We start from the raw sequence: 26,547 nt of genomic DNA, 5'->3' as shown, positions 1-26,547 counted from the left end.
GCTTTATACAAAAAGGCTATCTATAGGATTGGCTATGGTAGCAACCTGCGCATCTGCGCAAGCGATCGATATTGTGACAACGGGCGATACAACATTGAGTATCGGGGGTTATATCAAAGCAGAAGGGGCATTTAATTCGCCTGATGAGGGAGATTCAGAATTTAAAGGAAACTTACGCCAGTCACGTATTAATATGAAGACGACCAAGTCTGTGGAGGATAAAAAGCTCACAGGTTTTATTGAAGGCGATTTTTATGGGGATTATGCCAAGGGCGGATCCAACCTGCGCTTGCGCCATGCTTATGTGCAAGTGGATGATCTGACAGTGGGTAAAACGTGGAACGGTCAATTTTTGGCCGTTGCACCCCTCTCCACCGAGCAGCTTGATTTTTGGGGAACAGGTATCGGCACAGCCTCCGGTGGCGGCTCATACATTCGTCCAGATTTGACGGTGCATTACACTTACAAGGGGCTGCGTTTTACCGCTCAAGACCCCGTGTATGACGATGCCAGCCTGCCTGACATGGTGGTCAGCTACAAAGATAAGATAGCCAATCTCGACTATAATGTCGCTGTCACGGCGCGTGAGGCTGAGAACGGAGAGGACTCGGATGTGGGCGTCGGCGTGTCTTTAGCAGGCAAGCTGGCTTTGGGAGAGCATTCGCTCCATGGTAGTGTGTTCAATGGTAAAGGCATGGGTGCTTATTCTGCCATATGTGTGGGCGGGCCGCTTATTATGAATGGCGGTGCCGATTGTGACGCTGAAGATGGCAAACTGATCTCTCAGACAGGTTATAGTGTTGGTTATAAGCATCAGTTCTCTCAAAAACTGCGTGGCAACTTGCGTTATGGTGAGGTCAATGTCGATGACGCGGCAAATACCTCTGCCAATGTCAAAAGCGCCAACCTTATCTATGAGTATCTGCCAGATTTAGACTTGGGGATTGAGTGGCGAGAGCAAAGTGCGACGACCTTTCCATGGATGCCAGCAGGTCAGCAAATTGAAATAATGGCCAAATACGAGTTTTGAGAGTGATGAATTGAGAGGGGTGCTATTTTTAATGATATTTATAATATAGCTCACGATAGACTTGTCATGCTACCAAGCGCATTAAACAACACCCTAGACATTTATCAATGCATGGGGTGTTTTGGTGAGGGTCGCTAATAGTTATCTACAAGTGTTGTATCGATTCATCCCAATAGGGCGGTGAACCGTAATACCCTTCGATAAAATCGATAAAACATCTGATTTTGTGCGGCAACAGCTTTCGATGGGCGTACACCGCATACAACCCCAATGTCTCGGGTTCATAATCAGGTAACACCATCATAAGCTTCCCTTTACTCAGTGCTTCGCTTGCAATAAACGTGGGCTGTAATGCTATTCCAGCGCCAGCCACTGCCGCATTGACAAGCAAATCTCCGTTATTACTGCTCAGCTCTGGGCTTAGCTGATTGGTCGCATCTAGCCACTGATAAATATCTTCTTTGCCGTATTTTTCCATATAACTGTAATGCAAATACCGATGGTTTTCTAGGTCTTCAGGTTTGCTGGGCACGCCATATTTCTCTAGATAGGCAGGGGAAGCACACAAGATGACGCGGACAGGCGCAACTTGCTTAGCAATCAGTGACGAGCTTTTGAGCTGACCGATGCGCAGCGCCACATCAAATCCTTCTTCAACGATATCTACTTTGCGGTCGTTGAGCTGCAAATCGACATTGACCGAAGGATAACGTGTCTGAAAATCCGTCACCAATTTTGCCATATGTTTGAGGGCAAAGGACACAGGCGCGCTTATTCTCAATGTGCCTTTTGGGTTCTGCTGAAACCCACCTAATTTGGACTCCATATCATCGATACTGAGTAACACTTGCTGTGCATGCTCGAAATAGTGAGTACCTGCCTCCGTCAGACTGACTTTACGGGTCGTGCGGTTCAGTAAGCGTATATCCAGTCGCTCTTCTAGCTTTGACACATATTTGCTCACCAACTGCGGCGACAGTTGCATGGCTGTAGCGGCATTGCTAAAACTGCCCTCAATCACCACTGATACAAACGCCCGCATCGCATCAATTCTATCCATTATTCAGGTTTTCCTTCCAGCGGTTATCAATATTCTCTCGTCAGTCATCTTACGCTGTTGCTTCACCGATAGTAAAGTCGTGCGTTCTATTGACCTTGGATAGCAGCGTTGATTTTTCATCTAAAATGTTTCTATTTAATATAAATGATAATGGGGCTGTAGTAGATAAGCACTATGCTAGACTACTTTTATGAAGATAACCCGTTGTAAACTAAGTAAAAAAGTACAGCGAAGGCTGTTAGGGTTTTTCACAGCTGAAGTGACTGCTAGAACAGCCGCAGATTTGCTTGATATTCAGCCTAATACTGCTTCACTTTTTTATCATAAAATAAGACTTGTGATAGATGACCATCTCTCATTAGAAGCTGATGAGCTTTTTGATGGTGAGGTCGAATTAGATGAAAGTTACTTTGGCGGTGTACACAAAGGTAAAAGAGGTCGCGGGGTCGTAGCAGACACCAAGCAGACCACGCTAATGCCTGCCATTAAGCGTAACATCAAGCCTGACAGCTTTGTTTATACGGATAGCTATCGAAGTTACAATGCACTGGATGTGAGCGAGTTTAAACATTTCAGAGTCAATCACTCTATAGAGTTTATTTGCGGTAAAAACAATCACATCAATGGCATTGAGAACTTTTGGAATCAGTCTAAATGAACACTCAGAAAGTATAATGGAATCGATAAGAAGCACTTCCATTTATTTTTAAAAGAGTGTGAGTTTAGATTCAACTATGGTTCACCATCTAATCAGCTGAAAACCTTGAGAAAATGGTGTGATATTTAATCCTTGAAGAAATTCAATCTGCAATCGTCTTTGCTTATACTGCTTTAGAAGCACTTGCTAATCTTAGTATTCCTCATGGGCACATTTACCAAGCTAAGAAAAACTCAAAAGGTATTATAGAGTCATACGATAAAGTAGCCATTAAGCGGTGGCTTAGTTTAAAAACTAAGATTAAATACATTCTTCCTGAGTTGTACGAAACTAAGGCTGTAGAAAAGCAAAAATGGTGGGGACATTTTGTTACTCTTGAAGAGTACAGAAATGAGATAATCCACCAGAAATCTATCGATGCAACTGAGTTTTATAAAGCATATTTCAAAGACTCTATTTTTAATATTATCAACTGCATATAGTCGAACCACTATTAAAGTGTTACAGCGTTAGACTCGTTTAGCCTACTACTGTAGTACCTGCACTCGTCTGCCTTGTACCACTTTTAATATTGATTGACTATAGAGCCCGTAATATCATTTTTCTACGTAGCTCATCAGGCTAATGGTAAAACTAATGAAGTGTGGCCTTGGTTAAAAGACCATATTGATATTCCATCGGTAGAGTTTCAGCAAAATCAATTTGAAGTTACTGGGAGTGTTCATCAAGGCTTCAACTAATCGTTATAATAAGCCATTAAAATATACAAAAAATGGCTGTTTTTTTAACTTTTTATTTCAGGAGCTATTTGATTTTCTTAATGATCCGTGGGTATAACTCTGATCATTGCCTAACTTATTTCATGATGACATCAAAGAGTACATTTAGCCAGTTATAAGCGCTGAGCGTTTTATACCTTCCAAGCCAATTTAGTTTCCACCACTACCCAAGCAGTGGAAACTGATACATATTGGCATAAATCAGTGTGGCCACAAACACCATGATGACGCCCAGCCATACCAGTGAGATTTGTCCTTTTGACCATGACATGTGCCAATTAATCTTACCCCTTGCGGTCAGCCACTCCGTCACACTGATCGCAATGATCAGCCACAGCGACCCCACCAAAAACCCGCCTAGCACATCGCTCAGATAGTGCTCGTTTAACACGATTCTACTCAGTCCAATCAGCACACACAGCAAAACAGCCAGTGAGAGCAGCCGGACTTGACGAACAAAGCGACTGCTAAAACGAATCGCCATATAACCCAAAAACCCATAGAGCGCGATGCTGACCGTCGCATGACCACTTGGGAATGAGTAGGTATGCTCATGCAACAAAATATCGACAGGGCGTGCGCGTTGAAACACCATTTTATTCACAAAGGTAAAGGCTGTGCTGCCGATGGTCGAGACCAGTAGTCCTATAATGACGTAAGGCCGGCGCACCACCATACACAAAATGGCAGTCAGTACGACAATCAGGCAAGTGACGGGCGTAGAGCCCAAACTGGTGATCAACACAAAGATATCTATGATGCCAGACTCGCGCAGTACGCTCATATGCTGCGATACAAACAAATCAGTGGTCACGATAGAGTCGGCCTCCACCACATCCTCAACCAAACCTGCAAACACTGCCAAAATATATACATTGAGCAGCGTTAAAACCGTGAGTATCAGACCAGAAAAATGACCGCGGGCAAAGCGCTTGGCGATAAAGCCAAACAATACAGGGTATTTGTCCTGTAAACGTGTGATCAAGGGTAGGCGGGCGATATGTCCACGCAGCCACAGCTCACCGCGTGAGATCAGACTGAGCGCGGGCTTGCCATAATGAATCAATACATATTGTAGCACCCACAAGAAAACAACGATGCACAATAGCGCCATCGCCAAACTGAATAACTGCTGGTTTTCTTGTATAAATGCGATCATGAACAGAGAAGCCTTTGTGTCGTGCGTCATAAAAATGGGACAGATGGAGGTGGCTTGGCAACGCGCCAAATAATAAATGCCGAATATCAAATACCAGATACTAAATCAGAAGCGGCTGCTACTGTAGCAGACCTATTGATGATTGCTGTCTGCTTTTGTTTAAGGTGTGTCAATGCAGAAAAACCCCATTGATGAGATGACTGACCAGACTCTTTTCTTCAGACCCTTACTATGTTTGATAGTCTTGGTGTCCAACCAATTAACAACACTACGTTGATAATTATTCAATATAACTTGGCTTACTCTTCCATAACGATGATAGTAAAGTATGTTTATACCAATATCTAAACACTTTATCTTACTATTACGTTATGGAGTACTCATCAATGCAATCCTCATTATTCAATAGAGTTTTAACATCGAAAGCTGGCACAGCTGCCTTAATCCTTCGTGTACCTGTGGGCCTAATTTTGATGGCACATGGCGCGCAAAAGCTATTTGGCTGGTTTGGCGGCAATGGGCTGGCAGGTACGGCAGGCTGGTTGAGCAGTATGGGTATGGAGCCCGGCTACCTGATGGCTATCTTAGCAGGCGGTGCTGAGTTTTTTGGTGGTCTTGCGTTAGTATTAGGATTATTAACGAGACCTGCAGCATTGATCGCCGCTTTTACGATGTTAGTTGCTATTTTTTCTGTCCATATCGGTAGTGGCTTATTCATTGCCAATGGCGGCTACGAATATGCATTGACCTTGATGGTGGCGCTGCTGGCACTGGTGGTACAAGGTGGCGGTGCGATAAGTATGGATAAGGTATTATCAAAAAATCTAGGGCGAGCTTAAGCGGATTGTGTAATAGTTACCTTTAATGGCTATCAGTAACACTAAAAAAGTGTCACCTTCAAGATCGTCATGACTCACGTTAACCGCTTTATATCAACCAATAAAACCATCTTATAAAAGTGACAAGGAGAAAGTGATGAGCATATACACATCTAACGAGGCAGTAAGCCTGCCTGTATTCTTTATACCGCATGGCGCAGGACCTTGTTTTTTTATGGATTGGCAACCTGCGGATACATGGGACGGTATGGCAAGTTTTTTAGCGAGCATTACCACTCGATTACCTGAGCGACCAAAAGCTATCTTGATCATTAGCGGCCATTGGCAGACGCCTGAATTTCGTATCACCTCTGGCGCAAAACCTGATCTGATTTACGATTATTATGGCTTTCCTGAGCATACTTATGATTTGGCTTACCCGGCATCAGGTGCGCCCGCGTTGTCTGAGCGAGTCAGTAATCTGCTGACAGCGGCAGGCATTCCAAATGAGCAAGATGCGGCGCGTGGATTTGATCACGGCGTCTTTATACCGTTAAAGGTAATGTTCCCTGAGGCAGATATTCCCGTGGTACAGATGTCACTACGTAATGATCTCGACCCAGAAGCGCATCTGGCAGCAGGTCAAGCCCTGCAATCATTACGCCAAGAAGGGGTGTTGATCATCGGTAGCGGTATGAGTTTTCATAATATGCGCGGCTATGGTGATGCAAACTTCACCGCACCGTCTGAAGTTTTTGACGACTGGCTGACCGATACTGTCGCAGCGGATTGGGAGACGCGATGGTCAGCACTGGCTAACTGGTCAAAAGCCCCTTATGCAACAGCCTCACATCCATTAGGCGCAGAGGAGCATTTGCTACCGCTGATGGTGGCAGCAGGTGCAGCAGGCAATGATAAAGGGGATAAAATTTACTCTGAGCAAGTGCTAAAAACGCAGCTATCTGCTTTTCAGTTTGGATAAAGTCCAAGTAGAGAGCGCCATTCAGCTGATCACTTGAAAAAGAGGGCGTGATGACCAATAAAATAATACGCTACTGTATAGTGAAACCATTATAAAAATGGTATAGCAAGATTAAACGCTATTTTTCGCAGCCTCTGGAGACGCAGTCACAGCAAGCAAGAAAAGTAGCGTTTAATCGAGCGCGTTTCCTATGCTGTATCAATTTTATTGAGGTTCTACTGTATTAGATTGGCCCATATCTAGCATAAAACAGACTATCATATGTCTTTATGCCTCAATTGAGCTTATCAAATCCACTCATCACAACCCATCAAGGAGCGATCATGCGTATCACTGCCAATTTTGACGCAGGTAATATTGACGTACTTAATATAGAAGATAAAAATAATATTCAGCTCGCCATTCGTCCAGACGTTGGCGAAGAATTTTTTCAATGGTTTAACTTCCGTCTCTCTGGCGAGGTTGGAGGGAAGTACGTTCTCAATATTATGAATGCAGGTGAGGCTTCCTATCTCGAAGGGTGGGAGAATTATCAAGCAGTCGCTTCCTACGATCGTCAGCATTGGTTTCGTTTGCCTACTTCTTACCAAGATGGCAAATTAACCATCGTGGCAGAGCTGGCGTGCGAGACCATTCAAATTGCTTATTTTGCCCCTTATAGCTATGAGCGTCATCAAGATTTATTAGCCGCTGTACAGACACATCCGCTAGTGACGCTAGAGCATTTGGGTGACACGCTGGATAAGCGTGATTTGACTTTGGTCAAAATTGGTGATGGCGATACTAATAAACGCAATATTTGGATCACTGCGCGTCAGCATCCGGGTGAAACGATGGCGGAATGGCTGGTCGAAGGTTTGCTCTATAGCTTGTTAGACAGCGACAATGCCAATAGCAGGCTGTTATTAGATAAAGCCAATTTCTATATTGTGCCCAATATGAATCCTGATGGCAGTGTACGCGGGCATCTACGTACGAACGCCGCAGGTACGAATCTAAACCGTGAGTGGGCAAGTCCAAGCTTGGACAAAAGCCCTGAAGTGTTTTATGTGATTAAGAAGATGGAAGAGACGGGCGTTGATCTGTTTTATGATGTGCATGGCGATGAAGCATTGCCGTATGCATTCCTTGCGGGCTCTCAAGGCACGCCGAGTTATAATGAGCGCCTCGCACATCTACGTGATCGGTTTTCAGACGCATTGAAATTAGCCAATGCCGATTTTCAGACCGAGGTCGGCTATGAGATTGATGCGCCAGGTGAGGCGAACATGACGCTTGCAACCCATTGGGTCGCTGAGCGTTTTGATTGTCTTGCCAATACGTTAGAGATGCCATTTAAAGACAACGATAATCTACCTGATACAGAGATGGGCTGGTCACCAGAGCGTTCTATTCAGTTAGGGGAAGCATCGCTTATCGCTATGCTAGCCGTCGTTGACGATTTACGTTAATTGACGCTAACTGAAGATTTAGATAGACAGTCGTTGTTCAAACGCTAGTAAGTACTCACTTACTAGCGTTTTTTATTTATCAGATATTTATGTGTATAGTTATGATTTTCCTATAGTAAACAATTATATAAAGCGTTCGCCACTTTTAAAATAATACTGAAAAATGATCAATAGTGGCTGTATGAAGTACAACACTTTCATAACAATGGATACCATGACGGCGGATAAAATGTAGCGTGTACCTAATAATATAACCATAAGTTAAATAATCAGGATGGTTGCAATCATGAGTAAAACTAAAACAATTTTAATTACCGGTAGCACAGATGGCATTGGTAAGTTGGCTGCTTTAAAGCTAGCAGAGGCTGGGCATCAAGTGTACCTGCATGGCCGCGATGCTGACAAACTTGCCAGCGTCATTGCAGAAGTTCAAGCAGTGGCAACAGGCGACGCGGTAGATCATATTGATGGATTTGTCGCTGATTTCTCTGACTTAACGGCTGTACTCAAGATGGCCACAGACGTCAATAAAAAGCTACCAAAGCTGGATGTATTGATAAACAACGCAGGGATTTATACCACGGCATCAGCGATGACTAAAGATGGTTTGGACGTACGCTTTGTGGTCAATTACCTAGCGCCTTATGAGCTGACCAATGCTTTATTACCTTTACTCAAGCAATCTAGTAAAGCGCGTATTGTGAATCTGAGCTCGGCTGCTCAAGCACCAATATCATATAAGGCATTTGTAGGACAAGAGCGTCTCGATGACAAAGCTGCCTATGCGCAAAGTAAGCTGGCGCTCACGATGTGGAGTATGGATTTGGCAGACAGAGTCGCTAGCGATGGTATCAATGTGATCGCTGTTAACCCAGGCTCACTGCTGAACACCAAGATGGTTGATGAAGCCTACGGTCATCACTGGTCATCAGCAGATAAAGGCGCAAATATCTTAACGGCATTGGCGGTCTCGGACGAGTTCGCGGACGACACGGGTAAATACTTTGACAACGATATCAAAGATGGTACACATGGCGATGCTAGGGGCGAATTTGGTCAACCGCATGCCGATGCGTTAGACAAAGAAGCCATTGCAGAGCTAGAAAGCCAAACACAGCAGGTGTTACAGTCGTTATATTAAAAATAGGGGCTGTCCTAGATAAGTAAAATTATTTAGGATAGTACTATGAGAAAGAGTAAACTAAGTTGGTATAAACAAAACAGACTCATCGAGCTATTTGTTGCCGGTTCTACCGCGAGAACAGCAGCAAGCCTAATTGGTGTTAATAAAACCACAGCCAGTTATTACTTTCATAGGCTACGAGTGCTTATTTACGAGAATAGTCAAGACCCTGGTCTATTTGAAGGCGAAATCGAAGTAGATGAATCATACTTTGGTGGCACTCGTAAAGGCAAGCGAGGGCGAGGTGCTGGTAGCAAAGTGCCCGTGTTTGGCCTATTAAAGCGTAAGTGAAGCCTGATAGCATTGTTTATACTGACTCATTTAAAAGCTATAACGCATTAGATGTCAGTGAGTTTACTCATTATCTCATCAACCACTCCAAAACCTTTGTTAATGACAAGAATCATATTAATGGTATAGAGAACTTCTGGAACCAAGCTAAACGGCATCTACGCAAGTTTAACGGGGTTCCAAAAGAGCATTTTCACCTCTATTTAAAGGAATGTGAGTGGCGTTTTAATCACAGTGACCCAAAGTCGCAATTACTACAATTAAAACAATGGATTAAACAGGGTTTGAACTAGTTATCTAGGACAGCCCCTTACATTTTATTTAGTACAGGCGAAGGTGAAGGGGGATATCTGTACAATATAGAAGATGACAGTGTATGGGATTTTCAGATGGGACAGCTACAGCAACTAGCGGACGGTACATTACCGCATTGGGATAGCTTCTATGAGTTTATGGAGTGGTACTTGACCGATGAAAATGAGGCTTAACGCTCGATGATTTTTATCATAGAGCCTAAGGTAATCAGTTAGGCTTTATATTTTTAATAGTAAATAGTATGAAAAAGCACCTTGGGAGTCAGGAAAAATTCATACCCGTTATAGTCAACCAATATTAAAAGTGGTACAAGGCAGACGAGTGCAAGTACTACAGTAGTAGGCTAAACGAGTCTAACGCTGTAACACTTTAATAGTGGTTCGACTATATCCAACTCTTAGAGCAATACGCATCGATATAGATATTTTATTTCGTGGTATCCAAAGATATAAACCATCACTCCCATATCTCATCCAACACCCTAAACCAATTCTTTGACGTGATCTTTTCAATAAGCGCATCAGAGAAGTGACGTTGTTGCATCCGCTCAATCAGCTTAGAGATTTGACTGATATCAGACAATTCATCAGGTAATAGACAACCATCGAAATCAGAGCCAAAGCCAACGTGATCTTCGCCCAAATGGTCAATCAGATAAGCAAGATGATCGACGATCACATCAAGTGAGGTATGCGTATCTCGCTGCCCATCCGCACGTAGAAACGCCACGTCGAAGTTCACCCCAACCAGACCACCATTTTGTTTAATGGCAGCCAGTTGTCGATCAGTCAGGTTTCTTGCTTGCGCGCATAAGGCGTGCGCATTGGAATGCGTTGCGACAATCGGCTGATCGGCAATCTCTAACGTATCCCAAAACGCCCGCTCATTCATATGCGACACATCAATCAGCATATGCTTATCACGGCACGCTAAAATAAGGTCTTTACCTGCCTCGGTGAGTCCAGAGCCTGTGTCTGGCGAATGCGGAAAAGACGCATTTAAGCCATCACCGAACAGGCTTTTTCTATTCCACAGTGGGCCAATACTTCTGAGTCCTGATTCATAAAACACATCCAGCAAGTCAGGCTCAATAGCTAAAAACTCAGCGCCTTCAAGATGCAAAACGATGGCCAGTTGCTGGTTCTGCTGACAGGCTTTTATTTGTGCAACAGACGTACAGATCTGAATCTGACCGTCTGATCGCGCCTGCAATTGCTGGGCAAGTTCTAGTTGCGCACAGCAAATATCAACGATTTCTTGCGCGGTGAAGTCTGAGTTTGACGGGTTGGATAACTTATCAGGATGGTTGTTTTTTACATAAGCGTAGGGCGGTAAGAAAATAGAAAACAAGCCGCCCATCCATCTTGCTCGTCGGCAACGCTTTAAATCTAAATGTCCCGGTAGTGTGCCATAAATAAAATCATGCACAGGGTCAGCCGCTGAGCTGAGCCAAAGGCGGGTTAATAAATCATTGTGTCCATCAAAGACTATAGGCTGGGTCATGGTCGCTTTATTCATTCTGTCACCGTCTGCGTTGGGATGCGCGCCTCTTTGCTGAGTAGCTTAGAGTTTTTGGGGTTCCTAAAGCGTAAGTCTTCAAAGGCGACGGGCGTTTCACTATTGATGCGCGCCTCTTCAATTAAATAATGATAAGGTGATTTGCCGCACACAGGATCGGCGTTTTTGGCATCGCCCGTCAGCATAAACGCTTGGCAACGGCAGCCGCCATAATCGCGTTCTTTATCGGGGCAGCTTTGGCACATGTCAGGCATCCATTCATCACCGCGATACTGATTAAAGCTCGCCGAGTCATACCAGATGTCTTTTAGCGGTGTTTGCTTGACGTTCGGAAATGCTATCGGCAGCTGTCTTGCCGCATGACAGGGAAGCGCGGTGCCATCGGGCGCGACGGTCAAGAAAATCTTGCCCCAACCATCCATACACGCTTTTGGGCGCTCTTCGTAATAATCAGGGACGACAAAAATCAATTTGCACTTAATGCCCAGCTCGGCGATTTTTTTGCGGTATTCGTTGGTAATGCGTTCGGCGCGCACGACTTGTTCTTTAGTCGGTAGTAGGCCTTCGATATTTGCAAACGCCCAACCATAAAACTGGCAGATAGCCAATTCAACCGTATCCGCTTCCAGCTCTAAACACAGATCAATAATCTGGTCAATCTGATCAATGTTTTGCCGATGAATCACAAAGTTAAGCACCATCGGATAGTCGTATTGTTTGACCAGACGTGACATCTCATACTTTTGCTCAAAAGCATGTTTGGAGCCTGCCAATGCATTGTTCACCGATGGATCACTGGCCTGGAAGCTGATCTGAATATGCTGTAGGCCTGCTTCTTTTAGACTGGCAATGCGTGCTTCAGTCAGTCCCATACCTGAGGTGATGAGATTGGTATAGAAGCCTTTTTGATGCGCATAAGCGACCAGCTCTTCTAGGTCTTGACGCACCAGTGGTTCACCGCCAGAAAACCCCAGCTGCACCGCTCCCATTTGCCGCGCTTGATCAAACACATCAAACCATTCCTGTGTCGTCAGCTCGTCTTTATACTGAGCATAGTCAATGGGGTTTGAGCAATACGGGCATTGTAAGGGGCAGCGATAGGTCAACTCAGCGAGTAACCATAGCGGTAGTCCGACGGGTGCAGTCATACTAAATCAATCCAATGTTCACGCTGGGCGACCAGCATATATTCGATAATGTCTTGCTCGATTTCAGGCACGTCGCCAAACATGGCTTGCACCTTTTGGATAATATCAGCAACCGATGCGGTGCCATCGATATGTTGTCCAATGATACTGGCGCTGTCATTGAGTTTTATCATCCCTTCAGGGTAGAGTAGGACATACGCGTCTTGCGCTGGCTCAAACTGAAAGCGATAGCCATGACGCCATGTGGGAACCAGAGATTGATCCAGCTCAGGTAAACTCGCGGGTATACTCATTTGAACAATCCTTTATGCCAGACATGGTCAGTAGTGACGCTTTGATAAGGCGCTTGGTCATGCACATAGGCGAGGCTCAAGGCATCCAATATCGTCCATAAAATATCGAGTTTAAATTGTAATATCTCAAGCATGCGTTCTTGCTGCTCTGCCGTTTTGAATGAGTCAAGCGTGATGGTCAGGCCATGCTCAACATCACGGCGGGCTTGACTGAGGCGCGAGCGAAAATAGGTATAGCCTTCTTCTTTAATCCAAGGATAGTGCTTGGGCCAAGACTCTAAACGCGACTGGTGAATCTGCGGGGCAAACAGCTCGGTCAATGAGCTACTAGCGGCCTCACGCCATGAGGTACGGCGGGCAAAGTTCACATAAGCATCAACAGCAAAACGCACACCGGGTAATACCAATTCTTCCGAAATCACCTGCTCACGCGTCAGTCCAACCGCTTCCGCCAGACCGAGCCACGCTTCGCGCCCGCCCCCATCAGGATAAACGCCATCTTGATCAATCATGCGCTGGATCCACTCTTGACGCACGCGCTGATCGGGACAGTTCGCCATAATCGCCGCATCTTTTAGCGGGATATTGATTTGATAATAAAACCGATTGGCGACCCACGCTTGGATTTGCTGCTGCGTGGCGCGCCCTTCGTGCATCATGATATGAAAAGGATGGTGGATATGATAATACTGACCTTTTGCCATAATCGCTTGTTCAAACGCTTCTGGACTTAAGGCGATATTGTCTTCTGTTATTGTTGTCATAGGATTGCCTTACCGTGTGTCTTACAGTTCTATCTGCATGCCATCGAACGCCACTTCAACGCCGTGCTGTTTTAAGGTCGCCGCTTGCTCTGATTGCTCGTTTAATATCGGGTTGGTGTTATTAATATGAATGAGCACTTTGCGAGCATTGTCGAGCTGATCGAGATAATGCAGTGAGCCATCGTCACCACTGATGTGCAAATGCCCCATGTCTTGGCCTGTTTTGATGCCAACGCCGCGTTCTTGCATCTCGTTGTCTGTCCATAGTGTACCGTCAATCATCACGCAATCAGACGCTTTCATGATTTGCATCACGTCGTCATCAATTTTGCCCAAGCCTGGCGCGTAGAACAGCTGCTTTTGTGTTTTTAAATCTTTCACAATCAGCGCGATATTATCGCCATCATGAGGGTCATTGCGATGCGGCGAATACGGCGGCGCTGAGCTTCTAATCACCAAAGGTGTCAGTTCTAAATTGCTATAGCCGTCAATTTGAAAGCTTTGCTTTGGGTCGATTTGATTGTACTGTAGGCCGCCATTCCAGTGCTTTAGCATGTTGAACAGCGGAAATCCTGTGCTGAGATCGTCATGCACCATGTCCGTACACCAAACAGAGATGGGGCAGCCTTCACGTAGGGTCAACAATCCCGTGGTGTGGTCAAGCTGACTGTCCATCAATACCACATCGGTGATGCCTGTGTCTCGTAATTGACGCGCTGGCTGAGCCGCTTTAAAGTCATATAGCTGCTGGCGAATGTCTGGTGAAGCGTTAAACAAAATCCAGTCAACACCATTTTCTGATATGGCGATCGAGGACTGGGTACGGGTCTTTGCTTCGATGGTGCCTTGACGTACGCCGTGGCAGTTTTCGCAGTTACAGTTCCACTGCGGAAAACCGCCGCCCGCTGCTGAGCCTAAAACGTGAATATACATAGCGCAATATTTCCAAATGTCAAAAAAAGTAAAAGCCCTAATCATCTAGGGCTTTTAATGTATTCAGGTCTATGAGTTTTTAGCGTGCTTCAAAATACATAGTGATTTCGAAACCAATACGGATGTCTTGAAAAGCGGGTTTAGTCCACTGCATGGGATTGCTCCAAAAAGTTATTATAGGACCATCGTTGAGATGAATGAAAGTAATTATCAATGGTATTATAAGCCGACCCTGAATGTCAATTTGTTAGATGTTAACTTTCAAACTCAACACACTCTAATATTTAGACTAAAAGCGATACGTCACTCTACCGACTACATTTAAAGGCTCGCCATACGTTAATCCAAAAAAATTTTCGCCAGCAAGATATTTTTGATTGAATAAATTGTTGACGTTAAGCTGTGCTTCTTATATCTAAGAAATGTACTCGGACTGCCTTATAACCATAAACGTGTTTATCGCATCTACCGTGAGCTTGAATTAAACCTTAGAATAAAGCCTAAACGCCGTATTAAGCGAGACAAACCGCAAAAGCTTGCTGTGCCCACTTGCATCAATCAAAGCTGGAGCATGGACTTTATGCACGATGCCTTAACTGATGGTCGTGCTATTAGACTCTTTAACGTCATTGATGATCATAACCGTGAAGCATTAACCATAGAGGTTGATTTCTCACTAACGGCTCAAAGAGTAATACGCAGTTTAAACCAGCTTATAGAGTACCGAGGTAAGCCTAATCAAATCAGGTGTGATAATGGCCCTGAATATATCAGCAATGATTTAAAGGATTGGGCAACTAAGCAAGGTATCGTTATCGAATACATTGAGCCTGGCAATCCTCAGCAAAACGCTTATGTTGAACGATTTAATAAGACAGTGCGTTATGATTGACTGAATCAAGAACTGTTTGATAGTTTAGATCAAGTGCGGCACCAGGCTGAAGCTTGGCTGTATCACTATAATAACGAAAGACCCAATATGGGTAATGGTGGCTTTACGCCGATTCAAAAACTTAATATGGCAGCTTAGTTCTACTTATTTGGTGTTTTAAATTTGGGGGTATTTCCCTTGAATATTTGCAGGAATGGTTTTATCAATGTGCTTTTTATGCCATGATCGTAGGGTCTCAGGCGTGCAACCTATCTTTGGCGCTATGGCTTTGATGGCTGACCAGGTGGATGGGTAGTCGTCTTTAGCTTCAATTAGCATACGGACGGCGCCCTCTTTCATTTCAGGGGTATAGTTTCGTGTTTTCATTGTCGTATTTTCTTGGAGCGTTGAGTCTCCGACAATCCCGGGGCGGTTCAATATTCAAGTCCTCACTAGGGTACTGTTATTACTATCTTAACATTCTATTAATTCATCGATCTTTAAAGTTCATAAAATCCAAGCGTCATAGAAGATAGTCAATACTAGACCATCAATAACTCTACAGTGACCTCAAAATAATACTCATCTTTGATAGCAATATTTACTTTGCCTTTATGGGCATGGGCGATAGCCCGAACAATAGACAATCCTAGTCCTGTCCCTAAATGTTGACTGCTTGTCTTATCATGACGATAGAATCGTTCAAACAGCTTTTCAGCTTCACTCTGCTCTAGTGGTTTGTCTAAGCGATTAGTTAGGACGATTTTTAACAATCGTTGTTTTGCGGCTAGAGCCTCTTCTTTTGAACCATCAAGGCCGATGCCTGAGGTAATGATGGTAGCTGATACTGTGATAGTACTGGCACTCGCAGCGTAATAGATGGCATTTGACAGCAGATTAGCAAATAATCGCTGAAGCAAACCTTCATCACCTACTACTGTCACAAATTCACCCGATTTTTCAAAAGTGATCTCACGATCCTCGGCCAGCATTTCATAGTAGTCAACGAGCTTAGTCATTAAGCGCTCAGTATTTACATTACCAATTTGCGACTCACTTAAGCCTTTTTGAGTTTTTGCCAGCAGCAACATATTATTAATCATAGCCGATAGCTGCTCTAACGTGTCATGTTGATGATGTAGCTGCTCAATGTATTCATTGCCATCTCTTGGCTTATTCAACATGACTTGCGTTTGCGTACTAAGCGTCGCTATTGGGGTACGGAGTTCATGGGCAATATTATCTGAAAACCGAGACAAAGATTCAAAGTTACTCTCAAGTTTGACCATCATCGAATTATAAGATTGTGCTAGTGATCGTAGCTCTAAAGGCATATCACTGACGGTTATTCTTTCATCCAGTCTTTCAGGGTTAATTCTTTTCATTTTTTGTACGATAGTGGCTAAAGGTGCAAACCCCCAGTACACACTGAATGCAGCTACTGACACCAGTAGTAAGGTGATCGCGAATAAAATCATACTAAGCTGACGATTAAAGTGCATGAGATAGTGGTGATGGACATCGATGGGGAGGGCAATAAGTGCCAACAACTCTTGGTGTTCGATGATGATGGCTCTGTAATTTCTATTTTTTATCTCAACCGTGAATTGTTGATCACGATAGACTTGCCACAATTGTGGCAAGCTGAAATCTGAAGGTAGGTCGTTGGCAAAGCTGGTTGGATCGCTAGATAATAGCGCACCGTTTTTATTTGCGATGACAGTCTTTAAGTCATAATCACGCTGAGAAGAATGTAGATGATTGGTGCCAGTTAATGACTGAGATTTTGAAGCTGCTGCTGACTTTGTCTGAGCATCAACATTATTGATGCTTCTGCGCAGGTTAAAAGCTGCATGCGTGAGAATCTCAGAGTCCATTTGTTCAAAGTGCCCACTAACAGAACGTTGCACCCACGCATAAATAATCACTTGAGAGATAATCACGAATACAGTGAGTAGAAAAACGGTGCGCCACAGTAGAGGCAATCGTCGATTATCTAATCGATGTTTCATATTAAATAGTGCCAGTGTCGTCAGATTGATTGCTATCAAGCGCTGTATCGATAGCCTCTAGCCGGTAGCCCATACCGCGTACAGTATGAATAAGTTTTATATCATGGTCGTCATCTATTTTTATGCGAAGGCGTCTTATCGCCACATCAATGACGTTCGTATCATTATCAAAGTTCATATCCCATACTTGAGAAGCAATAACTGAGCGTGGTAGGACTTCACCTTGGCGTTCTAATAGAAACTGTAATAAAGCGAACTCTTTCGCTGTTAGTCTAATTGCCTTATTTCCTCTATATACCGTACGCTTGGCAATATCCATCTTGAGGTCTGCTATTTGCATAGTTGTACTTTGGTAGTCGATTTGATTGGCACGTCTTAATAGACTTTTTATTCTCACTATTAGTTCTGCAAAAGCAAAAGGTTTGGTCAGATAATCATCGCCGCCAATTTCAATTCCTTTTACCTTATCGCTCAAGTCATCTTTTGCGGTTAAGAACAATACGGGTGTATGCTTACCTGCTGCTCGGTAGTTACGTACCAGCTCAAAGCCGCTAACGTCTGGTAGCATGACATCCATCAATATCACGCTAAACTCTTCTGTCATCAATGCGTGATAGCCATCTAAGCCTGTGAGCTGATGATCTACAATAAACCCAGCTTCGGTTAAGCCTTTTTTTATATACTCACCAAGTTTTAGCTCATCTTCTATTAGCAATATTTTCATAGTAGCTTCTCTTACTCCTGTCCAGCTTATTTAACATAGTAAAGCATAATGCTTTTTAGATATCTAAATTTCCAAGATGACAGAATTGTAATGTTGTCGTCATGTCTCTGTCAGAATCGCTACAGTATGCTCTAAGGCAACTTAATATTCTGAAGTCCTACTGACTTCATAGCCAATCAAGGATGAGTTATGTCACTTTTTAAATCAATGCCACTGTCTCAATCAATCGTAGCAGCTGCTGTAGCCTTGGTCGTTTCAACCTCTGCACTGGCACACGATCCAAAAATGCATGCCGAAAAAGACCAAATGAATTGCGAAAAAATAGCAAAGCACATGCAAATGATGAAGGAAATGGATCATAGCAAAATGGATATGAACGATCCGGCCATGAAAGCTATGATGACCAATATGAGCAAAATGAAGCAGATGTACCAAAAACATTGTATCCCTAGCAAAAATGATTCTTAAAGATGTTTATAGCGTGTTGATGTTGTTGGACAAGGTGGTCGAGCAATAAGCGGATATGAATAAAAATGGATTTTTAGGACAGACCTATGAAGTTTTTACTAGGAATACTTTTTACCGTCTGTATCATCATGATAGGTATTTTTATTGTAATAACTAGCGGCGTGATAAATATCGGTGCTGATCAAGCCCATAGCCCCTTAGTCTATAACTTTTTAGAGACAGCACGTAGTCGTTCAATTGAACATGCCAGTAAAGATATTTTGGTGCCAGACTTACAAAAGGCAGAAATGATCAGTTCAGGTGGCGCAGATTACAAAGAGATGTGTGCTGGTTGTCACTTGTCGCCGGGAGTCGCGGGTACAGACCTGAGTAAAGGACTGTATCCACAACCACCAAATTTTACTGACGCAGATGTCGTTAAACGATACCAAAGTGAAGACGGTGCCAAAAAAGGTTTTTGGGCAATAAAACACGGCATTATGGCATCAGGTATGCCCGCATGGGGTGCTTCTCATGATGATGATAGGATGTGGGCAATGATGGCTTTTATCAGATCGCTACCGGATTTGAACAAAAACCAGTACACGATGTTAACGACTCGGCTAGATGATGAAACGCTAAATATGTCGTTTGATAGTGATATGGGCATGTCAGGTAATGAGTCTGATATGCAGCATTGAGTATTCGTGAGTATACAGTGCTGCATAGTGCTGTTCTTATGATTTAAGTTTTAAAATTTATCGGTATAACTTGGTCAATATTACGGCTTCAATGCTTATAGATTGATCGCTAGATAGGCGCTTAGGAGTGATTTTATGAGAGGCTATATCAATAGATATATAAATACAAATAGTCTTATATCAAGTCATATACTTACAAAAATGGCTGTTTTACCATTATCATTAACGATAGCTGCTTGCAGTCAGCCTAATATTGCAGCTGAATCAAAGCCTGCAAATGAATCAGCCAGTGCTACGCAAAGTACATCATAGGTGAAGCTAGAAAGCAAAACAGCACCCGCTAACGTTCATTCAAACACTCAATCAGCGGTTTTGCACAATGTTTCAGCCACTGTTTATAAAGATGCCAATTGTGGTTGTTGCAAAGAGTGGGTTAGTCATGCTGAAGGCTATGGCTTAAATGCAACTGCTCAAAATGTTGAAGATGTATCGTTATTTAAAGACCGTTATAGCGTACCCCAGCAAATGCGCTCATGCCATACCACCGTCACTACTGATGGCTACGTTTTCGAAGGTCATGTGCCTGCTAAGTATATGGCGCAGTTCCTAAAAAACCCGCCAAGTGATGCGATCGGACTTGCTGTACCGAGCATGCCAGTCGGTAGCCCAGGTATGGAATACCAAGATAAATTTATGCCCTATAAAGTGATGCAGCTTAACAAAGATGGCTCAACAGCTATTTATGCAACTATTGACACACCGCAGCAGCAAATCTAGCTTGGTTATCGTTTAAATAGCTTATAAAGCTCTATTAATAAGCGGCCAAAGGCATAGACTTCGCTGATAAATATAGACTCAACTCTCACTTTATGGATATAAATCAGGTGAATAATTATGAATAAAACTATGCTTAACCGCAGGCGTTTTTTGACAGGATCTTCTACCTTGTTAGGGGCATCCATGTTGTCCACACTGCCGTCTATTGCCAATAGTGCGCTCGGTAAAGGTCAACAAAACGTCGCCGTCAATAGTGACAAAGCCGACCATATCGTACCCATCTTAACCGGTAATGAGTTTGACCTTTATGTCAGTAAAAAGCCGATTACCGTCAATGGCAAGTCGAGTATAGCGACACTGATTAATGACTCGCTACCAGCGCCAACGCTAAAGATGCAAGAGGGCGAGACTGTCACCATCCGTGTCCATAATCAGATGAATGAGTCGACCTCTATTCACTGGCATGGTCTGCTCGTACCTTTTGAGATGGATGGCGTACCAGGCATCAGCTTCGATGGTATTCCCGCGAACAGTACCTTTACTTATAAATTCAAACTTAAACAATCAGGCACCTATTGGTATCACTCACACAGTGGCTTTCAAGAACAAACTGGTATGCGTGGTGCTATTGTCATTGAGCCAAAAGGCCGTGAGCGTCACCCAGTCGCAGAAGACCATGTTATCTTATTAAGTGATTGGACACACCGTGACCCACATAATTTACTCAAGCTATTAAAACAACGTGCAGATTTTGACAATTATCATTTACCAGATTTTAAGAAGCTATTGTCTGATATTGCAGCTACAGACCTAGAAGCGGCTTATGATAAGCGCAAAATGTGGAATCAGATGCGCATGATGCCCACAGATTTTACCGATCTATCTGGTGAAAAGACCTTTACGTACCTGATGAATGGTAAGACGACAGCCGCCAATTGGACGCAGTTAGTGAAAGCAGGACAGCCTGTTAAACTGCGCTTTATCAATGCCTCAGCACAAACCATCTTTGATGTGCGCATACCTGGTCTCAAAATGACTGTAGTGGCAACCGATGGTATTGATGTCGCACCCGTTGCAATTGATGATTTCCGCATTGGCGTGGCTGAGACCTATGATGTCATCGTCACGCCTACTCAAGATGCACATACGATATTTGCCCAAAATATCGATCGTTCAGGCTATGTCGCGACCACGCTTGCGACCAAGAAAGGCGCTCGTCCTGCGATACCTGCGATGGACAAGGTTGAATGGCTGACCATGGCTGATATGATGGGTGCGATGGGTGACAAAGGCTACAAAGCAAAGCATGCCAAGACCGAATATGACTTTAAATCTGATATGCGTGTCGACAGTCCACGTATGAACCTTGATGACCCAGGTATCAACCTGCGTAATATTGACAGAGAGGTTTTGAATTACAGTCAGCTGCGCTCTGTCGATGAGGCAATATTTGCGGAGCAGCGCAAGCCTACCCGAGAGATCGAGCTACATTTAACGGGTAACATGGAGCGTTATATCTGGGCATTAGATGGGGTTATGTTTAAAGATGCAACGCCTGTAAATATTAAGCCTAATGAGCGTGTACGCATTACTTTAGTGAATGATACGATGATGAATCATCCTATGCATTTGCATGGAATGTGGAGTGACTTACGAACGCCATCCGGAGACTTTCAGGTACGTAAACACACGATTGTGGTTCAACCAGCGCAAAAGATTAGCTTTGATGTGACGGGTGAAGTTGGACGATGGGCTTGGCATTGCCATCTGCTTTATCACATGGAAGCCGGCATGTTCAGAGAAGTTGCCGTTGTTTAATAAACCTTCGAATATGAGCCTTATTATGAGAATATATAAAGTAGGTCTACCGTTTATTGGCATGTCGTCTTTGATGTTATTAATGTCACCGTTAGCAAATGCTGCTGAGATGCCGAGCATGGATCACAGCGGTATGGACATGTCTGATATGGATCACAGCGGTATGGACATGTCTGATATGGATCACAGCGGTATGGACATGTCTGATATGGATCACAGCGGTATGGATATGTCTGGTATGGATCACAGCGGTATGGACATGTCTGGCATGGATCACAGCAGTATGGATATGTCTGGCATGGATCATAGCAGTATGAACATGTCTGGCATGCAGGGTGGTGAACCACCAGCCGATGCTCGTAGTCCAGACTATTCAAATGGGGTTCCCTACGGGCAGTATGGTAAGCCAATGATGATGGGCAGCATGCCGTTATGGGGAGTGTCAGTAGACGACTTGGGCTATCAGTTTGATGACGATCAAATCAACTTCGAAGCGACGGGTTAGTACGGTACGGATAGTAATCGTATAAGGCTACGTACCGAAGGTAGTGCTCAGACCAAAGATGATAAAGAAATCGATAGCTTGAGCTCGCTCGCTTATTGGAAACCACTGAGTATCTTTTGGAACGGTGAGGCCGGTGTCGCTTACGATACTGAAAACGACAAATCTGCAGTGATGGCAGGTATTGTCGGTACCGCGCCATATTTTATCGAAACGGACGCTAGGGCGTACTTATATACCGATGGTCAGATTCGTCTTGATTTGGGCGCAGAATACGAGTGGCGTTTGGATCAGCATTGGGTAGTTATACCGGAGGTGGGGTTGACTGCCTTTAGTAAAGATGACCATGATAATGACATTACCAAGGGCTTTAATGAGATGGAAACTGAGGTCAGGCTTACTTATGAGACATTCAGTCGCCAACTCGCGCCTTACATCGGTATGAGTTATGAGACAGCGCTTGGCAAGGCTCGTGGTCAACGACGTCAACATAATGAACCGGTTGATAGCAGTAGTTTGACAACGGGGGTTAAATTCTGGTTTTAATATTATTAAAATAATAGGAGATATACTATGAATGCTTCAGATCAAAACAACATGAATCATCAACAGGGCATGAACCCTTATGTAAAGTTCACTCTGATGATTGTGACGTCTACGATTGTGATGTATATCATGATGTACTTCAATACCTACCAGTGGGATCACATTTACTTTAGTGAAACCAGGGCTTATATGGCGCTCTACATGGGTGCCGGTATGGCAGTCGTCATGTTGGCATTTATGACTAATATGTATAAGAAGACCAAGATTAACTTGATGATTTACGGTCTGAGCGTATTGATGTTTGCTGTCGGCATTTGGGGCGTGAGATCGCAAGCAACGGTTAATCAAGTCGATTGGATGCAGGCCATGATACCGCATCACTCGATTGCTATTCTCACCAGTAGTCGTGCTGATATTGAAGATCCGCGTGTGCAGCAGCTTGCTGACGATATTATAAAAGCACAAAAGCGTGAAATTGATGAAATGAAGCAGTTGATTGATGAGCTGGAATAAAGGGTATTGATATCGCTGTTTGAACCTTTACACATTGTCCTTAAGGAGTCGTTTTTATGAAACATGTGGCCAAGCAAGCGCATATCACAAGTAGTAAATACGACAAAGTGCCAGAAGGTAACAACGGCCTCGTTACCTAAGTTTAATCAGGTCCCAACGATCACCTCACCAGGTGGTGTGACAGTAGCTGTGCCAGTTGAAGTTACTGTTGATGCTAATAATAAAGCCAAAACGAATATACAAAAAAGCCAAGAAGAACTAGGAAAGATTGCTCTTAATCTTTCTAAACAACCGGGTTATGAGTACCTTGCGACACTGGACAAAGATAACGATATCAATTGGGTACAAGTCGATCTGATTCAGAAGAACTGGGACTATACACAAGAGGGTTTGACGTCAGGTGCTGCGGCTTTAATCGCTATTGCTATCACTGTCGCTGCAGGTCCAGCAGGTAGCGGCCTTACCGCATCCATGGTGGCTACTAATGCTGCTGGTATAGCTTTGCAAACGCAAGCCGTTATTATGCTTATTAATAACAAGGGTAATATTAGTAAAACGTTAAAAGATATGGCGAGTAGCGATACCATACGTAATATGGCGACAGCAGCGTTAACAGCAGGCGTAGGCGCTAAATTGGGTCTTGCAGGTAGCCCTGACTATGATTTCTCAAAGAATTTAGCAAACGGTATTGGTAGAGGTCTTACAAATGCCGTTGCTGATGCCGCTTTCAATGGTGTAAGCTTTGAAGAGGCTTTAAAAAATAGTTTGAGTAGTTCACTGGTGGATATATTATCAGCTGAGGCATTTGCTCACGGAACTAAAGATATAGATTCTGACAGGGCTGGTGACTTAGCTCGTAATTTAGCACATAAGTTGGCAGCTGGAGGTGTAGGTTGTTTATCCGCTAAAGCTAAGAATCAAAACTGTGATGCTGGAGCCTTAGGTGCCATCGTTGGTGAAATGGTTGGTGATTATATGGTTGAATTGGGCGCAGAAGGCAACTTGTCTCCTGAACAAATATCAAAAATTACTAACGCTGCTAAATTATCCGCGGGTACTATAGCCATGTTAGCAGGTGTTGATGTAGATATAGCAGCCAATAGTGCCGGAACTGCAGTTGAGAACAATAGTCTTCAAGAACTCGAGATGTGGTTCCCTAATGAAGATATTAGAGACCCTAATTTTTCTAAAAAAGAGCTTGAAGCTATAAAAAGGCTTCCTGACAACATTGCAGCGGTACATGAATATTATAACGATATGACGATCGTTAGCTTTAATGCCGGTATGGTAGGCTATACAGTAGTCATCAACAACAAAAATGGTAACATGTGGGTTACTGGTGTTGAGAAAATAAATAAGAATGGGCAAACTTACTATTCAGTTGTACCAGAAGTCGGTATTAATTTGAATATAAGTGAATTAGCAAAGGCAGTCTCAACATCTAATGGTAAGGTAACTCGACCTGTAGGTGTGTCAGCATCTGTGAACTTTGGCAGTATTTTAGGGGGTGGAATGGAGGCATCTGATATTGACGAAGTGATTAAAGGTAGTTCTGTAGGCGGGATTATATGTCATGGTGCTTGTTTGGGTGGTATATATACCAAATCAAAGGATAAGGTATTTACTTACGGCATAGGTTCCAGTCAAGTTGGGGTGAATGGTGGTAACATGGTCCAAGTATCTGCACAAAAACGGCAGCAAGTGCTAACCTTGTTAGGCATTAAGAAATGAAAAATGTGATCTCTATTGTAAGAACCGTTTTTATTACAGGGGTGATATCGCTTTTTTTACTGATTTGGTGGACGTTTTATATAGACGGGTCTATCGGGTTTGGTGGTGAAACGCCGTCAAGAGAAGACAGGCCATCAATGCAAGAAGTCACCTCATTACTAGATGATGTGACTAAAGGGCTTCCTACTCCAGATCGGAATACTGAGAGATCAAAAGATGTGGTTAGGTCTGCAGTCAAAGTTTATGAAAATCCAACTCAAATAACTGTTCATCAATTAATGCAAAATATCACTGATCAAAAAATTTGGAAAAAAATACTTACAAAAGATTCTAACAAGCAGGAATATTGCTATGATCAATATAACCTTATTATTAATCAAGAAAATAAGGATTATACTGTATTAGGTAAAGGTATAATTAACTATCTATTTGTACGTGTATCTTGGACAGATTCTAGTCAATGTCGTAAAGCCTATCTTAAGCGTTTAAATTCTAGAGCGTCTTAAACCACCCTTAAGTAAGGTTGAAATGGTGACATCTAACCTATAGCTTGTATACCATTACTTACTTAACAGTGCAAAAACATCGTAAGTAACTCTGATCAAATACCAGAGTTACTTCTAACAATTCTCTAAATCAATTATTGATAATAATCGGATAAGAAATAACCTTTGGCTCAGGTGGTGGCGCAGTTCGTACCACCTCTGTCACGGGCTTCTCTATTGCTTTGTCTTTGATCCAAAAGTCAACATAGCTATCTTTACTAAACCAAGCAGTACCAATATCAGTAGCGAAATCTAGCTGATAGTTAGTGTTTGCTTCAGCATCAAAGGTAATTTTAGTCGGTAGAGTATAGTGTCCTGCCATACGATAAGTGACGGTTAATGTATGCTCACCCGTAGTAATCGGGTAGACATTATCCCAAGTATCGCTGTAAGTCTCTTTTTTATCTTTAGGGACGCGTTTACCATCAATCTCCATAATAAAGGCGATACGATCACCAACGAGTCTGGTATGTCGTGGTTCCATTTTACCCATGATAGTTGCAGTTGCGTCTGATACTGGCGGCTGATAAATTAGCTCAGCTGGTAGCTCTTTTACGTTTTTCATACTTATACAAGCAGTCAAAAACGGTAACGCACACACCAACACAGTCCACTTCATCACTTATCCTCAATAGAATTAATTCAATTAATAGCAATTGTCTTTTATCACTGTTTAAAAACATTCATTGGTAAAAATTGACGTTTATAGTTTACCTTTTTATCTTTCAATCAGTAATATTTTTGTTAAAAATTATCGTAATAGTTAGGACATAATAAACTTTTATGCGCATCTTTACCGCTGTCTCAATATATCCTTACGCCTCAGCTGATCTGCAAACTTCTAATACATCCATGGGCTTGATATCAGTTATAGGCATGATGCCAAGGTATGCATTTAGCCGTTTCAGCTGCCTATAGTTATTTTTGATATAGTCGGTTCACTATAAAATCGATACAATAAGATTAAACGCTATTTTT

23 protein-coding genes and 6 pseudogenes are annotated in these 26,547 nt (G+C 43.2%); 17 read left to right on the top strand and 12 right to left on the bottom strand.

Going from position 1 to position 26,547, the window contains the following annotated elements:
• The first annotated feature begins 34 nt into the window (after positions 1 to 34).
• Positions 35 to 1,030 (top strand): hypothetical protein, encoded by a 996-nt coding sequence (locus GYK50_RS06960; RefSeq protein ID WP_227517170.1) that lies wholly within the window; start codon positions 35 to 37, stop codon positions 1,028 to 1,030.
• A 145-nt stretch (positions 1,031 to 1,175) separates the two neighbouring features.
• On the opposite strand, the gene GYK50_RS06955 is transcribed toward GYK50_RS06960, so the two are convergent.
• On the bottom strand, positions 1,176 to 2,090 hold the full coding sequence (locus GYK50_RS06955) for a LysR family transcriptional regulator (RefSeq protein WP_212563563.1): 915 nt from the start codon (positions 2,088 to 2,090) through the stop codon (positions 1,176 to 1,178).
• 190 nt (positions 2,091 to 2,280) lie between these two features.
• Between GYK50_RS06955 and GYK50_RS06950 the strand changes: the two are divergent.
• Positions 2,281 to 2,877, top strand: a pseudogene (locus tag GYK50_RS06950) (IS1595 family transposase).
• A gap of 813 nt (positions 2,878 to 3,690) precedes the next feature.
• Here the strand turns inward: GYK50_RS06950 and GYK50_RS06945 are convergent.
• Complete coding sequence (locus GYK50_RS06945) at positions 3,691 to 4,686, bottom strand: phosphatase PAP2 family protein (RefSeq protein WP_071001521.1); 996 nt, start codon at positions 4,684 to 4,686, stop codon at positions 3,691 to 3,693.
• A gap of 386 nt (positions 4,687 to 5,072) precedes the next feature.
• On the opposite strand from GYK50_RS06945, the gene GYK50_RS06940 reads away from it, so the two are divergent.
• From GYK50_RS06940 to GYK50_RS06920, 5 genes and pseudogenes are all read left to right on the top strand, one after another.
• Entirely contained in the window at positions 5,073 to 5,525 is a 453-nt protein-coding gene (locus GYK50_RS06940; protein ID WP_071001522.1) for a DoxX family protein, read from the top strand.
• A gap of 136 nt (positions 5,526 to 5,661) precedes the next feature.
• Positions 5,662 to 6,486: a DODA-type extradiol aromatic ring-opening family dioxygenase gene (locus GYK50_RS06935; protein ID WP_071001523.1), complete on the top strand. Its 825-nt coding sequence runs from the start codon at positions 5,662 to 5,664 to the stop codon at positions 6,484 to 6,486.
• 323 nt (positions 6,487 to 6,809) lie between these two features.
• Positions 6,810 to 7,937 carry a M14 family metallopeptidase gene (locus GYK50_RS06930; RefSeq protein ID WP_071001524.1) on the top strand — a complete coding sequence of 376 codons (1,128 nt, stop codon included), beginning with the start codon at positions 6,810 to 6,812 and terminating at the stop codon, positions 7,935 to 7,937.
• A gap of 286 nt (positions 7,938 to 8,223) precedes the next feature.
• Positions 8,224 to 9,078, top strand: a complete 855-nt coding sequence (locus GYK50_RS06925) for an SDR family NAD(P)-dependent oxidoreductase (RefSeq protein WP_156770949.1) — start codon at positions 8,224 to 8,226, stop codon at positions 9,076 to 9,078.
• Between the two features lie 45 nt (positions 9,079 to 9,123).
• Positions 9,124 to 9,704, top strand: a pseudogene (locus tag GYK50_RS06920) (IS1595 family transposase).
• Between the two features lie 478 nt (positions 9,705 to 10,182).
• Here GYK50_RS06920 and GYK50_RS06915 read toward each other — a convergent pair.
• From GYK50_RS06915 to pqqA, 6 genes are all read right to left on the bottom strand, one after another.
• Positions 10,183 to 11,244 carry a dipeptidase gene (locus GYK50_RS06915; RefSeq protein WP_420070444.1) on the bottom strand — a complete coding sequence of 354 codons (1,062 nt, stop codon included), beginning with the start codon at positions 11,242 to 11,244 and terminating at the stop codon, positions 10,183 to 10,185.
• Positions 11,241 to 12,392 (bottom strand): pyrroloquinoline quinone biosynthesis protein PqqE, encoded by a 1,152-nt coding sequence (pqqE, locus tag GYK50_RS06910; RefSeq protein ID WP_212563562.1) that lies wholly within the window; start codon positions 12,390 to 12,392, stop codon positions 11,241 to 11,243. The genes GYK50_RS06915 and pqqE overlap by 4 nt, the downstream gene beginning before the upstream one ends.
• A complete protein-coding gene (gene pqqD, locus GYK50_RS06905) occupies positions 12,389 to 12,685 on the bottom strand; it encodes a pyrroloquinoline quinone biosynthesis peptide chaperone PqqD (RefSeq protein ID WP_058025981.1) in 297 nt (98 codons plus the stop codon). The genes pqqE and pqqD overlap by 4 nt, the downstream gene beginning before the upstream one ends.
• Positions 12,682 to 13,449, bottom strand: a complete 768-nt coding sequence (gene pqqC / locus GYK50_RS06900; RefSeq protein WP_420070443.1) for a pyrroloquinoline-quinone synthase PqqC — start codon at positions 13,447 to 13,449, stop codon at positions 12,682 to 12,684. The genes pqqD and pqqC overlap by 4 nt, the downstream gene beginning before the upstream one ends.
• A 21-nt stretch (positions 13,450 to 13,470) precedes the next feature.
• Positions 13,471 to 14,382 (bottom strand): pyrroloquinoline quinone biosynthesis protein PqqB, encoded by a 912-nt coding sequence (gene pqqB / locus GYK50_RS06895; RefSeq protein ID WP_071001528.1) that lies wholly within the window; start codon positions 14,380 to 14,382, stop codon positions 13,471 to 13,473.
• A 79-nt stretch (positions 14,383 to 14,461) separates the two neighbouring features.
• Positions 14,462 to 14,536 (bottom strand): pyrroloquinoline quinone precursor peptide PqqA, encoded by a 75-nt coding sequence (gene pqqA, locus GYK50_RS06890; protein WP_075107140.1) that lies wholly within the window; start codon positions 14,534 to 14,536, stop codon positions 14,462 to 14,464.
• Positions 14,537 to 14,782: 246 nt separating this feature from the next.
• Between pqqA and GYK50_RS06885 the strand changes: the two are divergent.
• Positions 14,783 to 15,412: pseudogene (locus tag GYK50_RS06885) on the top strand (IS3 family transposase); the annotation flags it as partial.
• A 39-nt stretch (positions 15,413 to 15,451) separates the two neighbouring features.
• Here GYK50_RS06885 and GYK50_RS06880 read toward each other — a convergent pair.
• From GYK50_RS06880 to GYK50_RS06870, 3 genes and pseudogenes are all read right to left on the bottom strand, one after another.
• A pseudogene (locus tag GYK50_RS06880) lies at positions 15,452 to 15,640 on the bottom strand (IS3 family transposase); the annotation flags it as partial.
• Between the two features lie 155 nt (positions 15,641 to 15,795).
• Entirely contained in the window at positions 15,796 to 17,265 is a 1,470-nt protein-coding gene (locus GYK50_RS06875) for an ATP-binding protein (RefSeq protein WP_212563561.1), read from the bottom strand.
• A 1-nt stretch (position 17,266) separates the two neighbouring features.
• Entirely contained in the window at positions 17,267 to 17,989 is a 723-nt protein-coding gene (locus tag GYK50_RS06870) for a heavy metal response regulator transcription factor (protein ID WP_071001530.1), read from the bottom strand.
• Between the two features lie 189 nt (positions 17,990 to 18,178).
• Here GYK50_RS06870 and GYK50_RS06865 point away from each other — a divergent pair, with 189 nt between their 5' ends.
• The 9 genes and pseudogenes from GYK50_RS06865 (at position 18,179) to GYK50_RS06830 (ending at position 25,530) form a co-directional block, all read left to right on the top strand.
• The gene (locus tag GYK50_RS06865; protein ID WP_071001531.1) at positions 18,179 to 18,457 is read left to right on the top strand and encodes a hypothetical protein; all 279 of its coding nucleotides are present in this window, start codon (positions 18,179 to 18,181) and stop codon (positions 18,455 to 18,457) included.
• 86 nt (positions 18,458 to 18,543) lie between these two features.
• Positions 18,544 to 19,137 carry a c-type cytochrome gene (locus GYK50_RS06860; protein ID WP_071001532.1) on the top strand — a complete coding sequence of 198 codons (594 nt, stop codon included), beginning with the start codon at positions 18,544 to 18,546 and terminating at the stop codon, positions 19,135 to 19,137.
• Between the two features lie 135 nt (positions 19,138 to 19,272).
• Positions 19,273 to 19,914 (top strand): annotated as a pseudogene (locus GYK50_RS06855) (DUF411 domain-containing protein).
• A 117-nt stretch (positions 19,915 to 20,031) separates the two neighbouring features.
• A complete protein-coding gene (locus tag GYK50_RS06850) occupies positions 20,032 to 21,732 on the top strand; it encodes a copper resistance system multicopper oxidase (RefSeq protein ID WP_071001534.1) in 1,701 nt (566 codons plus the stop codon).
• A gap of 25 nt (positions 21,733 to 21,757) precedes the next feature.
• Positions 21,758 to 22,237 (top strand): hypothetical protein, encoded by a 480-nt coding sequence (locus GYK50_RS12900; protein WP_420070442.1) that lies wholly within the window; start codon positions 21,758 to 21,760, stop codon positions 22,235 to 22,237.
• A gap of 12 nt (positions 22,238 to 22,249) precedes the next feature.
• Positions 22,250 to 22,780 (top strand): annotated as a pseudogene (locus tag GYK50_RS12895) (copper resistance protein B); the annotation flags it as partial.
• Between the two features lie 27 nt (positions 22,781 to 22,807).
• Positions 22,808 to 23,293, top strand: a complete 486-nt coding sequence (locus tag GYK50_RS06840; RefSeq protein ID WP_058025818.1) for a DUF305 domain-containing protein — start codon at positions 22,808 to 22,810, stop codon at positions 23,291 to 23,293.
• Positions 23,294 to 23,482: 189 nt separating this feature from the next.
• Positions 23,483 to 25,024 (top strand): DUF637 domain-containing protein, encoded by a 1,542-nt coding sequence (locus tag GYK50_RS06835; protein ID WP_212563560.1) that lies wholly within the window; start codon positions 23,483 to 23,485, stop codon positions 25,022 to 25,024.
• A complete protein-coding gene (locus GYK50_RS06830) occupies positions 25,021 to 25,530 on the top strand; it encodes a hypothetical protein (protein ID WP_186474518.1) in 510 nt (169 codons plus the stop codon). The genes GYK50_RS06835 and GYK50_RS06830 overlap by 4 nt, the downstream gene beginning before the upstream one ends.
• Before the next feature lie 130 nt (positions 25,531 to 25,660).
• On the opposite strand, the gene GYK50_RS06825 is transcribed toward GYK50_RS06830, so the two are convergent.
• Positions 25,661 to 26,188 (bottom strand): hypothetical protein, encoded by a 528-nt coding sequence (locus tag GYK50_RS06825; protein ID WP_212563559.1) that lies wholly within the window; start codon positions 26,186 to 26,188, stop codon positions 25,661 to 25,663.
• Positions 26,189 to 26,547: the final 359 nt, after the last annotated feature.

The sequence above is a fragment of the Psychrobacter pacificensis genome (assembly GCF_018336615.1).
GTDB lineage: Bacteria > Pseudomonadota > Gammaproteobacteria > Pseudomonadales > Moraxellaceae > Psychrobacter > Psychrobacter pacificensis.
Note: the sequence above shows the minus strand (reverse complement) of the source record. Positions and strands in the feature narration are given on the sequence as shown.